Genomic DNA, 14089 nt, shown 5'->3' with positions numbered 1-14089 from the left:
GCAGTCCGCAATCGGCCGGTCGAGGGCGACGGAGCGGCGGCTACCGTGGGCGTCATGACCGCAGAGCCGAACCAGCACCAGAGCCCCGACGCCGGCGGACAGCCGCTGCAGCGCATCCTCATGTGGGAGGGTTACGAGACCCTGATCCGGGATGGCAGCAAGCGCCAGACCGTGCGGTACCAGGACCCCTTCGTCCCGGGTCCGGCCGAGATCGTGTTCGAGAAGGATTCCGGCGAGGACGTCGTGATCGGCGCGGAGGTGACTGGCGCGCGCACCGTGCGCCGCGACGAGCTCAGCGAGCAGGACGCCGTGCGCGACGGCTTCGAGTCCCTCGCCCAGCTGCAGGCCGCTCTCGACCGGCACTACCCGGACATGCCCGGTGGCAGCGCCGTTGACATCGTGGCTTTCGAGCTCGCCCGCCCGTGACGGCTCGCGCGGCCGCTACTGTGTGGGCGTGAGCCGAGCATCCGCACCGCGTCGTCTGATGGCCGCGTCCGCCCTGCTGGCGGCCGTCGCGGTGCTGCCGGGCTGCGCCGCCGGCGGCGATGCGCCCCTGGAGAGCCCGGAAGCCGTGCCGGGGCCCCAGGCCAGCGCGGAAGCCGGCACCGTATCGCGCGAGCAGGCTGAGCCGCATCCGGCCGCACCCGAGCAGTGTGCCGTCGTCTCCGAGCTGTACCTCTCCCTCACCCTGCTGCCGCTGGCCGAGGAGGACGGCGCCCCGTCGCTGGATCCCGCGGCCACAGCCGCCGACGTGCGCGAGGCCGCAGATGACGCACCGGCCGCCGTGCGCGACGACTTCGACGAGGCCGCCGGACTGCTCGAGGACTACGGCATGGGCCTGGAGCCTCAGGAGCTCGACGAGCTGCGAACGGACCTGGACCCCGTCGATCTCTGGATCAGGCGGCACTGCTCGAGCTGAGCGGCGGACGTCGTGACCGGTCTGTGACCCCGCGCTGGGGATCATCAGCGGGCTCCCCTACAGTGGAACGTCGGCGCATGAGCGCCCACCCGGAAGATCCGCGGCCCCCAGGACGACAAGAGGCTGGGGGCCGTTTCGCGCCCTGCCGCAGCCGCGACGGCGTCTCCGGGACGGACAACAGACGATGAGGAGCCTGTACAGAGTGTCTCTGAAGAGATCCTGCAAGATCGCCCTGTCCTTCGTGGGCCTGCTCGTGGGAGCGGGATTCGCCACGGGCCAGGAGGTCATCCAGTACTTCCTCTCCTTCGGGGCCATCGGCCTCGTCGGCGCCGTGGTCGCAGGCGTGGTGTTCGCGCTGGCCGGCGCCGTGATCATCCAGCTGGGCAGCTTCTACCTGGCTGAGGAGCACAACCGCGTCTTCCGCAGCGTGGCCAACCCCGGGATCTCGCGGTTCCTGGACATCGCCGTGACCCTGACCCTCTTCGCGGTCGGGTTCGTCATGCTGGCCGGAGCCGGCTCCACGCTCGAGCAGCAGTGGGGCTTCCCCGCCTGGGCAGGCGCTGCGGTGATGACGGTGATCGTCATGCTGGTGGGCCTGCTGGACGTCGAGAAGGTCTCCGACGTCATCTCGATGCTCACCCCGCTGATCATCCTGGCCGTGATCGTCGCGTTCATCTACACGATGGCGAACCTGCCGCAGGACTTCTCGCAGCTCAGCTCGGTCGCTCAGGAGCAGGCCTCCCCTGTCCAGCCGTGGCTGCTCTCGGCCCTGAACTACAACGGCCTGGCACTGCTGCTGGGCGTGTCCATGTGCCTGGTGATCGGCGGCAACAATGCCGAGCCGCGCGAGGCCGGTCTCGGCGGCCTGATAGGGGGCATCCTCTACACGGTGCTGCTGCTGATGGCAGCGGTCGCCCTGTACTTCAACATGGCGGAGGTCGGCGACTCCGCGGTGCCCATGCTGCAGCTGTTCGAGGCCATGCACCCGGTGCTGGCCACGATCATGGTGTTCATCATCTTCGCGATGATCTTCAACACCGCGATCGGCATGTTCTACGCACTGGGGCGCCGGCTGACGGCCTCGCACCGGGACAAGTACCGCCCGGTCTTCCTGCTCGCCTGCCTGCTCGGCTACGGCGTGAGCTTCGCCGGCTTCGACACCCTCATGGAGTACGTCTACCCGGTGATCGGCTACACGGGCATGGTCATGATCGTGGTCATGGTCTTCGGCTGGGCGCGCTACCGCACGCAGATCGCGGAGGAGACCACGCGCCGCGGCCGTCTGCGCGCCCTGCTGCGCCTGCGCCGCGACCCGGGCAAGGACTACGCCCCCGGTCACGAGAAGCGCTACGAGGAGGCCGTGCGGCAGTCGCCGGCCGATGACGACCGCCTGACCCAGGTGCTCGAATCGCGCACGGAGCAGGACCTCGAGCTCTCGGACGACGAGGGCTCCGCGGAGCACGACGGCGACCGCGCGCCGGCGTGAGCCTCGGTGCAGCTGCCTCGCTGCGCGTCCGTCGGCGTCGTGTGATGTGAGGCGCACCACGCAGGGCGCATAGGATCGGAAGCTCACCGAGCCGATCCGGAGCAGGGCGGGCCTCGGCCCGCCCTGCTCCATCTCCGAGGAGGGACTGACCCGCATGAGGAAGATGACGGCCGTGAAGGTCGCCCTGGCATTCGTGGGGCTGATCGTGGGGGCGGGGTTCGCGACCGGCCAGGAGATGATCCAGTACTTCACGTCCTTCGGCGCCATCGGGATCTGGGGCGCGGTGATCTCCGGGCTGCTGGTGACGGCGGCGGGGTCGGTGACCCTGCTTCTGGGCAGCTACTTCATGGCCGAGAGCCACTCCAAGGTCTTCGGCAACGTCGCGCACCCGTGGCTGTCGCGGTTCCTGGACTGGTCGGTGACCTTCACGCTGTTCTCGGTCGGCTTCGTGATGATCGCCGGCGCGGGCTCCACGCTGGAGCAGCAGTTCGGCCTGCCCACCTGGATCGGGGCCGGGCTGATGACCCTGCTCGTGCTGGCGGCGGGTCAGCTCGACGTCGACCGCGTCTCCAGCATCATCTCCGGGATCACCCCGCTGGTGGTCATCGCGATCCTGGCGGCCTTCGTCTGGACCATGTTCGCTCTGCCGCAGGACCTCTCCCAGCTCAGCGCCGTGGCCCAGCAGGCCGAGTCGCCGGTGCGGCCCTGGTGGGTCTCGGCCATGAACTACACGGGCATGAACCTCATGGTCGCGGTGTCCATGTGCCTGGTGATCGGCGGCAGCACCCCCAACACGCGCGAGGCGGTCTGGGGCGGCTTCAGCGGCGGCCTGCTCTACATGATCCTCGTGCTGATGGTCGTGGTGCTGCTGTACCTGAACATCCAGGACGTGGGGCAGGCCGAGGTCCCCATGCTCAGCCTCTTCGAGTCCATCCACCCGGCGGCCGCAGCGGTCATGGTGGTCATCGTCTACCTGATGATCTTCAACACCGTGATCGGGCTGTTCTACGCCCTCGGGCGGCGCCTGACGGTGCGGGCCCCGCACCGCTACCGCCCCGTGTTCCTGCTGGTGTGCCTGGTGGCCTACGCCCTGAGCTTCCTGGGCTTCTCCACGCTGATGTCCTACATCTACCCGCTGGTCGGCTACATCGGGATGCTGATGATCGTCGTCTTCATCGTCTGGTGGGTGCGCCGCCGCGTCCAGGTGGGCCAGGAGACCGGGCGCCGCGATCGCATCCGCGCACTGCTGCGCCTGCGCGATGATCCCAAGCGGCGCTTCACGGCGCGCCACGAGCGCAAGCTGGCCGGGTACCTGCAGGACTCCTCGGCGCAGGGCGAGACCCTCACCGAGGCGCTGGACCTGGAGCTCATCGAGGAGGCGCGAGGCCGTGCGGCGCGTGCCGACGGCGGCGGCGCGCGCGACGACGGCCGCGGCCGGGGCGGCTCCTCGCAGCAGCGGGGCTGACGCCCCGGCGGGCCCCGAGCATGTGAGGGGGCCTGCACTGGAGGGCGTGCCCAGCGGCGCCCGCCCTGGGGGATCCGCTGGGGACCCGGGTGCCCGATCCACGCTTGCCCGGGATCCTCCATGCGCATGCGCACCGTCCTGATGACAGCTCAGGCCTTCGTGGGGCTGGTGGTCGGAGCCGGCTTCGCCACGGGCCAGGAGGTGATCCAGTACTTCATCTCCTTCGGCGCGATCGGCATCCCCACCTGGATGGGCGCCGGTCTGATGACCCTGCGCGTGCTGGCGGTGGGCCAGCTCGACGTCGACCGGGTCTCGAACATCATCTCCCTGGTGACGCAGCTGATCGTGATCGCGGTCCTGGCGGCCTTCGTCTACACGATGCTCCAGCTGCCCGTGGACACCTCTGCGTTCAACGAGGTCGCCCAGCAGAACGAGACCCCCGTGCGGCCCTGGTGGCTCTCCGGCATCAACTACGCCTGCATGAACATGATGCTGGCCGTCTCCATGACCCTGGTGATCGGCGGAAGCCTCCCGAACACCCGCGAAGCCCGCTGGGGCGGCTTCTTCGGCGTACTGACGCGCGCTGTTCGTGGTGTGGTCGCGCCGCCGTGTGCAGCTCGTGCGCGAGACCGGTCGCCGCGATCGCATCCGCGCCCTGCTGACGCTGCGCGAGGACCCGCGACGCACCTACACCCAGGGCCACGAGAAGCACCTGGAGCGCTACGCGGGCGAGTCAGTGGCCGACGACGAGGCAATCACGGGTGCCATCGACGTCGAGGTCCTCAAGCAACACCAGTGCGGCGAGGACGCGTCGTCGTCGAGCACCCCCTCATCCTGACCCGCCCCGCGTGAGCTGTTTGGGGACGCTCGGCGACCGCACGGGCTTGTGACGTCCCCTGCGGAGCACTATGGGAATCCAGTGGCTCCGTGGTGTGCGCCTTGAGATCGAGCGGCGCCGCTCGGTTCGCGCACGGGCCGCAAGGCACGCGCGAGGACCGCCCGGCCGTCGGGGTCCCGCGCTGCGGGGCCCCGACGGCGGCTCAGTCCCGACGGACGCGGGGGTTCGTCGCGGTGCGGTCGTCGAGCTCGGGGCGGGCGTGGCCGCGTCCGCGGATGAACAGGTAGCCGATGCCGAGCAGGAGCAGCCAGCCGACTCCGATCACCAGGGCCATCCGGGTGTCCGGGATGATGCCCAGCACCACGATCACGAGCAGCACGAAGGCCACCGCGGCCCAGGAGGCCACCGGCCACAGCGGCACCTTGAACTCGGACTCGGGGCCGCCGCGGAGGCCGAGCTCTCGGCGCATGGCCAGGTGGGAGAGCAGGATCATCAGCCACACCCACACGGTCGCGAAGGTCGCGATCGAGGCGATGAAGACGAAGACGTCGGTCATCACGGTGTTGAGCACCGCGCCCAGTGCGAGCACGAGCAGCATGCCGAGAACGGTCAGCCACGGGACACCGGTGCGGGAGACGCGGGCGAAGACCTTGGGCGCGTGCCCCTGCTGGGCCAGGCCGTAGAGGACGCGGCCCGCGCCGTAGGTGTCGGCGTTGATCGCGGAGATCGCGGCGGTGATCACCACGAGGTTCAGGATCGAGGGGGCCCACGGGACGCCGAGGGCGTCGAAGATCTGCACGAACGGGCTGGTCTCGCCGTCGATGCTGTCCCAGGGCACCAGCGACATGATCACGCCGAGGGCCATGATGTAGAAGAGCAGGATGCGGAACGGCACCGCGTTGATGGCCCGCGGGATGGCATGGCCGGGGTCGTCGGACTCGCCGGCGGTGATGCCGATGGTCTCGATGCCGCCGAAGGCGAAGACCACGACCGACAGCGACGCGAGCAGCCCCCATGCGCCCTCGGGCATGAAGCCGCCGTGGTCGAGGAGGTTGTGCGGGCCGGGGGAGGCATCCGGGGCGTAGGAGACGCCCATGACCATCAGGGCGATGCCGCCGACGATCATGGCGATGATCGCCAGGACCTTGATGCTCGAGAGCCAGAACTCGAGCTCGCCGAAGGTCTTCACGTTGCGGGTGTTGATGGCCCCGATGAACAGGATGACGGCGGTGATCCAGATCCACGCCGGCGTGCCGGGGAACCAGAAGCTCATGTAGACGGCGAACGCGGTGACATCGGCGATGGCCACGACGGCCATCTCGAACACGAAGGTCCAGCCCGTGACGTAGCCGGCGAACGGCCCGAGGTAGCGCGCCGCGTACTGGCCGAAGGAGCCCGGCAGCGGGTGGCGCACAGCGAGCTCGCCGAGGGCGCGCATGACCATGAACACCGCGAGCCCGGCGATCAGGTAGACCAGCAGCACCGAGGGCCCGGCCATGGAGATGGCCGAGGCGGAGCCGTAGAACAGGCCGGTGCCGATCGCCGAGCCCAGCGCGATGAACTGGATATGCCGATTGCTCAGCCCGCGCTTGAGCTCGGTGCCCTCCCTGCCGGGAGCGAGGTCGGCGGCAGGCTGCCGGGCAGGGTCGTGGTGGGTCATGGGCTCTCCTGAAGATCCAGCTCTGGGGTGCGCTCGGGCAGGCAGTGGGCTGAGGATCTGTCCGCGATGGCATATCCTCCCGAGCCGCAGCACACATCTTGGCAGGTGCGGTTCGCCTCCGCCGATTCGAGTGGCACAGTGCTAGATGCACATTCACTGAGCCGGGGTCGACGACGACCCGATCGCCCTGTGCGCACGAGGCCCTCAGGGCATTCACGACGACGTGGAGGATGAAGTCCATGGCCTGATCCAAGGTCCCGGCGGCAAGCAGCACCCTGCGCAACCTGGCGGGCCGGGGCGGTCCGGTGGCTGCGGCGTCGATCGCCTCGGCGCTCGAGCTGCCCCGTTCTTCGGCCTATCACCTCCTGCGGGTCATGGAGGAGGAGGGCTTCGTCGTCTGGCTGCCGGAGGAGCACCTCTCCGGCCTGGGGGTCACGGCCTTCGAGCTGTCCGCCGAGGTCTCCGCACGTGTCTCTACGGCATCCGGGAGCGGAAGGGGCCTGATCAGGGCGGAGCCGAACCCGTGCGGTTCAGCTCGCGTGCTCCAGCTGCGCGATCGGCAGCCAGCGGCGCACCAGCCGCCGCAGGGCGAGCGCCGTGGACTCCAGGTCTCCGTCGCGGGCGAAGGCCATGGCATCGGCCATGTCGCGGGGGCTCTCGTCCGGCTGCAGGCGATCGGCGACCGCGCCGTAGTCCAGGGTGATGAGCGCCCCGTGCCCGAAGGAGCCGACCCATCGCGACAGCCGCTGCAGATCCTCGGCGAGCTCGGCCACGTCCTCGCGCTGCAGCGACGCGATGGTCCCGGAGGCCTCCCCGGCGCGCTGGGCGGCCACGGAGGCAGGGGCGATCAGCCGGTGGACGATCCGCCCGCGGAACGGGGTGCGCACCAGGTCCTCTTCGAGGAACAGGGCGAACCAGGACAGCGGCACCGTCCAGTCCGACTGGCGGGCGTACTGCGGCAGGAAATGCTCGGGGGCAGCACTCCGGGCACGGCCGACGACCTCGTCATGCGGCAGCAGCAGGGACAGCAGCGCGGCGTCCTGATCGCCCTCCTCGGCCGCGGCGAACAGCTGCAGGCTGCGGCGCAGGCGCTGCGACGGGTGGAACAGCGGCCTGGGCGGGCCTTCGCCCGGGTGCGCCGGAGCGGCTGAGCTCGGCAGTCTCCACAGGGCGTCGAAGCGCGGGGGCAGGGAGCCGTCCTCGGCGACGGCCAGCCGGACCAGCTGCTCCTCGAGCTGCGCTGCCGAGCCCTCCTCCGGCGGCACCGCTGCGGGGACCAGGGGCTGGTAGATGCCGTCGAGGTCGTCCTGCGGCACGTACACGCGCAGGGCGAAGCGCTGCGCCGGTGCGGTCGATGCGCGCCAGGCGCTTCCGAGCCCGCTCAGCGGCGCCACGGCAGCGACCCCGTCACCGCGACGACGGCGGGCATCACTCGACCTCGATGACGACCGGCACGTGATCCGAGGCGCCCTTGCCCTTGCGCTCGTCGCGGTCGATCGACACATCCGAGACGCGCTCGGCCAGCGCCGGGGAGCACAGCTGGAAGTCGATGCGCATGCCCTCGTTGCGGGGGAAGCGAAGCTGCGTGTAGTCCCAGTACGTGTAGACCTCCGGGCCGGGCAGGCGCTCGCGCACGACGTCGCGATAGCCCTCGTCCAGGAACGCCTGGAAGGCCCGGCGCTCCGGGGCGGAGACGTGGGTCATGCCGTTGTCCAGGAAGAACTGCATGTCCCAGACATCGTGGTCCTGCGGTGCCACGTTCCAGTCGCCCACCAGGGCGATCTGCGCCCGGGGATCCTCCCGCAACCACTCGCGGGCGCGATCGCGCAGCACCGAGAGCCACTCGAGCTTGTAGACCATGTGCGGGTCGTCCAGGCCGCGGCCGTTGGGGATGTAGAGAGACCAGACGCGCACCCCTGCGCAGGTGGCGGCGATCGCGCGCGCCTCCTGGACGGGCTCCTGGCCCTCCTTGCCGAATGACGGCTGCCCCGGGAACGTGCGCTCGACGTCCTCGAGGCCCACGCGCGAGGCGATGGCCACCCCGTTCCACTGGCTCAGCCCGAAGTGCGCGACCTCGTAGCCGGAGAACTCGAAGGCCTCCCACGGGAAGGACTCGTCCTTGGCCTTGGTCTCCTGGATGGCCAGGACGTCGGCGTCCGTGCGCTCGAGCCAGGCCTCCACGCGATCGGCGCGGGCACGGATCGAGTTCACGTTCCAGGTGGCGATCTTCATGGGCCTCAGGGTATCGGTGCCGGCTGACGCCGCAGCCGGGGGAGTCGACGCAGCACGCGGGCCGGAGGCCGGGAGCCCGTCGACACAACGGGTCACAGACATCCGCCGCGATTCAGCCCGACCCCAGATCGGCGGTGTCCGCCCACGTGCGAGCCGGGTGCTCCGGAACACGTTGCTGACGTGCAGAGATGATGATTGTCGTTGGAACCGGGCGGCATCGATCCTGTGCTCGTCGGGGCTCGCAGGGGGGGGTGTGCTGGCCGTGCCGTTCGCCCTTGAGGGGACATGCCCCGCGTTGCCGCTGCGATGCGCGGTCGGTTCCAATGTGTCTGCCCAGCGCGGAATCGCGCGGCGCCGCGGGCAGCGGCGCAGGGGCGACGGTGGGGGCCGTCGCCCGGTACAGGGGAGTCCCGGCGACGGCATCGTCCGCGACCGGGCACGGGTCGTGCGCAGTGCGCGCCGGCCGACGAGAAGGGGGAGCGGAGCACATGGCCGATTCGACGGACAGCGCTCGAGAGCGCATCGGGGGCGGCCGTCCGGGCGCGTGGGTGCGGCTGGGAGGCGCCGCCAGCGAGGGCAGGCGCGCACTGGAGATCGGGCACGCCGTGGGCGAGGTCGGCACGGTCGTGCTGGAGCCGTGGGAGACGGCCGCGGCGCAACGGCTGAAGTCCGAGGACCCGGCGGTCGTGGTGCTGTGCCGCCGGCGCACGCTGATCGTGGACGAGTCCGAGACCGGCCCCGTGCACTCGAACGGGCTGTCCTGCGACCAAGCCGAGGCGAACGGCTGGGTGGCGCGCAGCCGGGCCGAGGAGGCCATCACATGGGAGGCGCACCCGGGCCAGTGGCAGCTGCGGATCTGGGACCCGGCCTGCCGCACCGCCTGGACCGAGGCGATCGTGCGCGAGCTGTCGGACTCGCCCTTCGACGGCGTGCTGGCCGATGACCTGGACCTCTACGACCACCCGTTGGACCTCCCGCTGCCGGACCTGGGCTCCGACACGCAGCTGCGCGAGGCGCACGATGCCCTGATCCGCCAGGCCGGCGAGGCGCTGAACGGGATCGGGAAGCTGCTCATCGCCGTCGTCGAGGACGCGCGGCGGATGCCTGCGCGCTGGGTCGAGCTCTCGGCCTGGGGCGGGGTGTGCGAGCCGACGTGGCTGAGCACCGCCCACGGCCGGATGCTCGATCCCGGGGCCGCCCGGCAGCAGGCCTCGCTCATCACGAGCGAGGGCCCGGGTCGGGTGCCGGCCGAGCAGCTCGTGCTCGTGCGGATGCCGATCGCGGCGTCGCTGCTGCGTCGCACCGAGCTGGACCAGGCCCAGGAGCAGCAGCTCGTGCGCTGCGGGCTGGCGGCGTTCTGGGTCTTCGGCGCCGGGCGCGGCCGCTTCGCAGCGGGCTCCCGCGACGGCACCCGGGCGCACTGGATCCCGGAGATGCAGTGGGACCTCGGAGCCCCGCTGGGACCTGCCGAGGGCGTGGTGAGCATGTGGTCGCGCGAGTTCGAGGGCGGCTGGGCCGTGGTCAACCTGGCCTCCGACGGGCGGCGTCGCCGTCATGTGACGATCCCTGAGGGCATGCTGGGCCCGGACGGGGCCCCGATGCGCGGCACCCAGGTCCTGCGCGCGCACCAGGGCATCCTGCTGCGCCGCGCCTGAGGGCCGCGGCCTGGGCTGCTGGCGCCCGGGCCCCTCAGCGAGTGCTCAGCGCCACCAGTCGTCGAGCAGCGTGGCCGGGGTGGTGCGCTTGTGCCGGGTCATCCGCCAGCGAGCCTCGATCCGCTCGGCGATCTCGTCGGGGACCTCGCGGCCCTCGAGATAGTCGTCGATGCTGTCGTAGCCCAGCCCGAGCTCGTCCTCGTCGGTGCGACCGGGGGAGGCGTCGAGCAGATCGGCGGTGGGGGCCTTGGACCACAGCGACTCGGGCCCGCCGAGGTGGCGGACGATGCTGCGGATCTGGCGCTTGTCCAGGCCGAACAGCGGCAGGACGTCGGCGGCGCCGTCGCCGAACTTGGTGAAGAAGCCGGTCACGGACTCGGCGCCGTGGTCCGTGCCGAGCACGAGCAGGCCCCGCTGGCCTGCAATCGCGTACTGGGCCACGGCGCGCACGCGGGCCTTGATATTGCCCTTGTTGAAGTCGCTGGTCGCAGCGCCCAGGGCGGCCTCGACCTGCTGGGCGATCCCGTCGGCTCCGGGGGCCACATCGACCGTGAGCGCCTCGTCGGCGCGGATGAAGCGGAGGGCCTCCTGGGCGTCGTCCTCGTCGGCCTGCACGCGGTAGGGCAGGCGGACGGCCACGAACGAGGCCTCCCGCCCCTCCTGCCGCATCTGCTCGACGGCCAGCTGGGCCAGCCGCCCGGCCAGGGTCGAGTCCACACCGCCGGAGATCCCCAGGACGAATCCAGGGCAGTGGGAGGCCGCCGCGTAATCGCACAGCAGCTGCACGCGGCGCTGGACCTCCTGCGCCGGATCGATCCGGGGCTGGACGCCCATCTCCTCGATGATCGCCTTCTGCAGTTTGCGCATGGACTCATTGTAGCCAGCCTGCACGTCCGGGGACGTGGGCTCTGAGTGCGGGCGGAAACCCCGCATGAAGCCCGATCTGCGGAACATCAGGCAACCTCTTGCCGCATCTGCGGATCCGGAATACAGTGAGGCGCATGAAGGCGCTCTCGGTGGCCCAGGCGGCCTCCTTCCTCGATGTCAGCGACGACACCGTCCGGCGGTGGATCTCGGCGGGCAGGCTCACGGAGCACCGCGACGACGCCGGGCGCGGCGTGGTCGATGCCCTCGAGCTGGCGCAGCTGGCCAAGAGCCAGGCCCATCAGCCGGAGGACCCCACGGCCGTGGTCAGCTCGGCGCGCAACCGCTGGGTCGGGCTCGTCACCGAGGTCTGCTCGGACACGGTGATGTCCCAGGTCGAGATGCAGTGCGGTCCGCACCGCGTGGTCTCGCTGATGTCCACGGAGGCCGTGCAGGAGCTGGGCTTGGAGCCCGGCTCGATCGCCACCGCCTCGGTCAAGGCCACCCACGTGGTCGTCGACGTCCCGGGGGAGGGGCGATGAGCGCGCGCGCCCTCCGCCCGCTGGCCCTGGCGGCCGTCGCCGCGCTGGCCCTGAGCGGCTGCGGAGGCTTGGAAGAGGACGGCGAGGAGCAGCAGACGCTGACGGTCTTCGCGGCCGCCTCGCTGACGGACAGCTTCACCGATCTGGCCGAGCAGTTCGAGGAGGACCACCCCGGCGTGGACGTGCAGCTCAGCTTCGCCGGCTCCTCCGCGCTGGTCTCCCAGCTGGAGGAGGGCGCCGACGCCGACATCCTGGCCACCGCCGATGAGCGCACCATGGACCAGGCCTCCGAGGGCCAGCTGCTCGAGAGCGAGCCGCAGACGCTGGCCACCAACACCCTGACCATCGCGGTGCCGGCTGGCAATCCCGGTGGAGTCGAGTCCTGGGAGGACCTCTCCTCCGCCGCGCTCGACACCGTGATCTGCGAGCAGCGCGTGCCCTGCGGCGCCGCGACCGTCGAGCTCGAGGACGTCACCGGAGTGGAGGTGGCCGCGGTGAGCGAGGAGGGCTCCGTGACGGACGTGCTGGGCAAGGTGACCTCGGGCCAGGCGGACGCAGGCGTGGTCTATCGCACCGACGTCACCTCCGCGGGTGATCAGGTCGAGGAGATCGAGATCCCCGACGCCGACCGGGCCGTCAACCGCTACCCGATCTCGGTCCTGACCGATTCCGAGGACCAGGACCTGGCCCAGGAGTTCTCCGACTTCGTGCGCAGCGACACCGGGCGGGAGCGGCTCGAGCAGCAGGGCTTCGGCGCTCCGTGAGCGAGCAGTCCGGGCAGCCCAGCGCTGATGAGCAGTGCCCCGCGGACGGTGCCGGACGCGGGGACCGAGCAGCGAGCCGGGGAAGAGCGCGGCGTACGGCTGGAGCAGGAAGGCCTCCGCGGGCCCGACGCCCCCGCCTGGCCCTCCCCGGCTGGCTGCTGATCCCCGCCGTCGTCGGCGCGCTGCTGATCGTGCTGCCCGTGCTCGGGATGATCCTGCGGATCGAGCCCGGGCGGCTCTGGCCGCTCATCACGTCCGAGGCCTCGCTGGATGCCCTGTGGCTCAGCCTGCGCACCGCCGCCGTGAGCACCGCGCTGTGCCTGGTGCTGGGCACGCCCATGGCGCTGATCCTGGCGCGCACCAGCTTCCCGGGCCACCGCTTCGTGCGCTCGGTCGTGCTGCTGCCCCTGGTCCTGCCGCCGGTGGTGGGCGGGCTGGCGCTGCTCTACGTCTTCGGTCGGGTCGGGCTGCTCGGGCGCCACCTGGAGGCGCTCGGGATCGAGATCGCCTTCTCCACGGCTGCGGTGGTGCTGGCGCAGACCTTCGTGGCGCTGCCCTTCCTGGTCGTGGGGGTCGAGGGCGCCCTGCGCAGCGCCGGCGATCGGCACGAGGCGATCGCCGCCACCCTGGGGGCCTCGCCGTCGACCGTGCTGCGCCGGGTCACGCTGCCGCTCGTGCTGCCGGGGATGGGCTCGGGCGCGGTCCTGGCCTTCGCCCGGTGCCTGGGGGAGTTCGGCGCGACCCTGACCTTCGCGGGGTCGCTGCAGGGCGTCACCCGGGCCCTGCCCCTGGAGATCTATCTGCAGCGGGAGTCCGATCCGCAGGCGGCCGTGGCGCTGGCGCTCGTGCTGGTGCTGGTCGCGGTGCTGATCGTGGGGCTGTCCGCGCCGCGGCAGCTCGAACGGGCTCGGCCTGCGCGCGCTCGCGATGCCCGCGCCCGGGAAGTCGAGCCCCGCAGCGACAGCCCCCGCGACCCCGTCGCTGCCGCCGCCCCGCTGGGCTCCGGCGGTGAGCGCCCGTGAGCCTGCGCGTGCAGTTCGCGCTCGCCCAGCGCGGGCTCGACGTCGCCTTCGAGGTCGCCGACGGGGAGACCGTCGCTCTGAGGGGCCCCAACGGCTCCGGGAAGTCCACGATCCTGGAGGTGGTGGCCGGGCTGCTGGTGCCCGATCGGGGCAGCCTCGAGCTCGGCGGGCGCCGGCTGATGGATCTGCGGGGCCGCGGCCTCTGGGTCCCGCCGCATCGGCGCCGGATCACCCTCATGGCCCAGCACCCGCTGCTGCTGCCGCACCTGGACGTGCTCGACAATGTCGCCTTCGGCCCGCGCAGCGCTGGGGCCAGCCGTGCCGAGTCCCGCCGACGGGCCCGCCGCTGCCTCGAGGCGACCGGCACCGAGCAGTACGCCCGGCGCCGCGCCCACGAGCTCTCCGGCGGGCAGTCCCAGCGCGTCGCCCTGGCTCGCGCCCTGGCAGCCGAGCCGGAGGTGCTGCTGCTCGACGAGCCGCTGGCGGCCGTGGATGCCGAGGGCTCGCAGGACCTGCGCGAGCTGCTCGCGCGCCTGCTCGAGGTCCGCACCGCCGTGGTGGTCACCCACGACCCGGACGACGCCCGCGCGCTGGCCGATCGCACCCTGCATCTGGAGGCCGGGCGGATCCGCTGAGTCGGTG

14 protein-coding genes and 1 pseudogene are annotated in these 14089 nt (G+C 71.4%); 11 read left to right on the top strand and 4 right to left on the bottom strand.

Annotated features, from left to right (window positions below; genetic code table 11):
* Positions 1-54 precede the first annotated feature (54 nt).
* From FFS25_RS00650 to FFS25_RS00630, 5 genes are all read left to right on the top strand, one after another.
* Positions 55-426, top strand: coding sequence for an ASCH domain-containing protein (locus FFS25_RS00650; RefSeq protein ID WP_137801542.1), 372 nt, complete (start codon positions 55-57; stop codon positions 424-426).
* Positions 427-454: 28 nt separating this feature from the next.
* The gene (locus FFS25_RS00645) at positions 455-919 is read left to right on the top strand and encodes a hypothetical protein (protein ID WP_137801541.1); all 465 of its coding nucleotides are present in this window, start codon (positions 455-457) and stop codon (positions 917-919) included.
* A 202-nt stretch (positions 920-1121) separates the two neighbouring features.
* Positions 1122-2405: a YkvI family membrane protein gene (locus tag FFS25_RS00640; RefSeq protein WP_137801540.1), complete on the top strand. Its 1284-nt coding sequence runs from the start codon at positions 1122-1124 to the stop codon at positions 2403-2405.
* Positions 2406-2559: 154 nt separating this feature from the next.
* The gene (locus FFS25_RS00635) at positions 2560-3870 is read left to right on the top strand and encodes a YkvI family membrane protein (RefSeq protein WP_137801539.1); all 1311 of its coding nucleotides are present in this window, start codon (positions 2560-2562) and stop codon (positions 3868-3870) included.
* 120 nt (positions 3871-3990) lie between these two features.
* Positions 3991-4722, top strand: coding sequence for a hypothetical protein (locus FFS25_RS00630; RefSeq protein WP_249933706.1), 732 nt, complete (start codon positions 3991-3993; stop codon positions 4720-4722).
* A 188-nt stretch (positions 4723-4910) separates the two neighbouring features.
* Here the strand turns inward: FFS25_RS00630 and FFS25_RS00625 are convergent, their stop codons facing one another.
* The gene (locus tag FFS25_RS00625; protein ID WP_024289667.1) at positions 4911-6368 is read right to left on the bottom strand and encodes an amino acid permease; all 1458 of its coding nucleotides are present in this window, start codon (positions 6366-6368) and stop codon (positions 4911-4913) included.
* A 275-nt stretch (positions 6369-6643) separates the two neighbouring features.
* Between FFS25_RS00625 and FFS25_RS14075 the strand changes: the two are divergent.
* A pseudogene (locus FFS25_RS14075) lies at positions 6644-6757 on the top strand (helix-turn-helix domain-containing protein); the annotation flags it as partial.
* A 141-nt stretch (positions 6758-6898) separates the two neighbouring features.
* On the opposite strand, the gene FFS25_RS00615 reads toward FFS25_RS14075, so the two are convergent.
* Positions 6899-7762 (bottom strand): DUF8083 family protein, encoded by an 864-nt coding sequence (locus FFS25_RS00615; RefSeq protein WP_249933705.1) that lies wholly within the window; start codon positions 7760-7762, stop codon positions 6899-6901.
* A 34-nt stretch (positions 7763-7796) separates the two neighbouring features.
* Positions 7797-8600, bottom strand: a complete 804-nt coding sequence (locus tag FFS25_RS00610) for an exodeoxyribonuclease III (protein ID WP_137801538.1) — start codon at positions 8598-8600, stop codon at positions 7797-7799.
* Positions 8601-9088: 488 nt separating this feature from the next.
* Here FFS25_RS00610 and FFS25_RS00605 point away from each other — a divergent pair, with 488 nt between their 5' ends.
* Positions 9089-10255, top strand: coding sequence for a putative glycoside hydrolase (locus tag FFS25_RS00605; RefSeq protein WP_171004033.1), 1167 nt, complete (start codon positions 9089-9091; stop codon positions 10253-10255).
* A gap of 45 nt (positions 10256-10300) precedes the next feature.
* On the opposite strand, the gene nadE is transcribed toward FFS25_RS00605, so the two are convergent.
* Positions 10301-11122 (bottom strand): NAD(+) synthase, encoded by an 822-nt coding sequence (nadE, locus tag FFS25_RS00600; protein ID WP_053447998.1) that lies wholly within the window; start codon positions 11120-11122, stop codon positions 10301-10303.
* Between the two features lie 134 nt (positions 11123-11256).
* On the opposite strand from nadE, the gene FFS25_RS00595 reads away from it, so the two are divergent.
* The 4 genes from FFS25_RS00595 (at position 11257) to FFS25_RS00580 (ending at position 14082) form a co-directional block, all read left to right on the top strand.
* Positions 11257-11661: a TOBE domain-containing protein gene (locus FFS25_RS00595; RefSeq protein ID WP_024289671.1), complete on the top strand. Its 405-nt coding sequence runs from the start codon at positions 11257-11259 to the stop codon at positions 11659-11661.
* A complete protein-coding gene (gene modA, locus FFS25_RS00590; protein WP_137801536.1) occupies positions 11658-12425 on the top strand; it encodes a molybdate ABC transporter substrate-binding protein in 768 nt (255 codons plus the stop codon). The genes FFS25_RS00595 and modA overlap by 4 nt, the downstream gene beginning before the upstream one ends.
* Positions 12426-12562: 137 nt before the next feature.
* Positions 12563-13447 (top strand): ABC transporter permease, encoded by an 885-nt coding sequence (locus tag FFS25_RS00585; RefSeq protein ID WP_137801632.1) that lies wholly within the window; start codon positions 12563-12565, stop codon positions 13445-13447.
* On the top strand, positions 13444-14082 hold the full coding sequence (locus FFS25_RS00580; protein WP_137801535.1) for an ATP-binding cassette domain-containing protein: 639 nt from the start codon (positions 13444-13446) through the stop codon (positions 14080-14082). Before FFS25_RS00585 ends, FFS25_RS00580 begins: the two co-directional genes overlap by 4 nt.
* The last annotated feature ends 7 nt before the right edge of the window (positions 14083-14089 follow it).

It is taken from the genome of Kocuria sp. 2SI, from assembly GCF_005502825.1.
Lineage (GTDB): Bacteria > Actinomycetota > Actinomycetes > Actinomycetales > Micrococcaceae > Kocuria > Kocuria palustris.
Note: the sequence above shows the minus strand (reverse complement) of the source record. Positions and strands in the feature narration are given on the sequence as shown.

Bases quoted from the DNA above. Each gene is read 5' to 3' on its own strand.
- FFS25_RS00650 (WP_137801542.1), top strand. From the start codon at position 55: ATGACCGCAGAGCCGAACCAGCACCAGAGCCCCGACGCCGGCGGACAG.
- FFS25_RS00635 (WP_137801539.1), top strand. From the start codon at position 2,560: ATGAGGAAGATGACGGCCGTGAAGGTCGCCCTGGCATTCGTGGGGCTG.
- FFS25_RS00630 (WP_249933706.1), top strand. From the start codon at position 3,991: ATGCGCATGCGCACCGTCCTGATGACAGCTCAGGCCTTCGTGGGGCTG.
- FFS25_RS00625 (WP_024289667.1), bottom strand. From the start codon at position 6,368: ATGACCCACCACGACCCTGCCCGGCAGCCTGCCGCCGACCTCGCTCCC.
- FFS25_RS00610 (WP_137801538.1), bottom strand. From the start codon at position 8,600: ATGAAGATCGCCACCTGGAACGTGAACTCGATCCGTGCCCGCGCCGAT.
- FFS25_RS00605 (WP_171004033.1), top strand. From the start codon at position 9,089: ATGGCCGATTCGACGGACAGCGCTCGAGAGCGCATCGGGGGCGGCCGT.
- nadE (WP_053447998.1), bottom strand. From the start codon at position 11,122: ATGCGCAAACTGCAGAAGGCGATCATCGAGGAGATGGGCGTCCAGCCC.
- FFS25_RS00595 (WP_024289671.1), top strand. From the start codon at position 11,257: ATGAAGGCGCTCTCGGTGGCCCAGGCGGCCTCCTTCCTCGATGTCAGC.
- modA (WP_137801536.1), top strand. From the start codon at position 11,658: ATGAGCGCGCGCGCCCTCCGCCCGCTGGCCCTGGCGGCCGTCGCCGCG.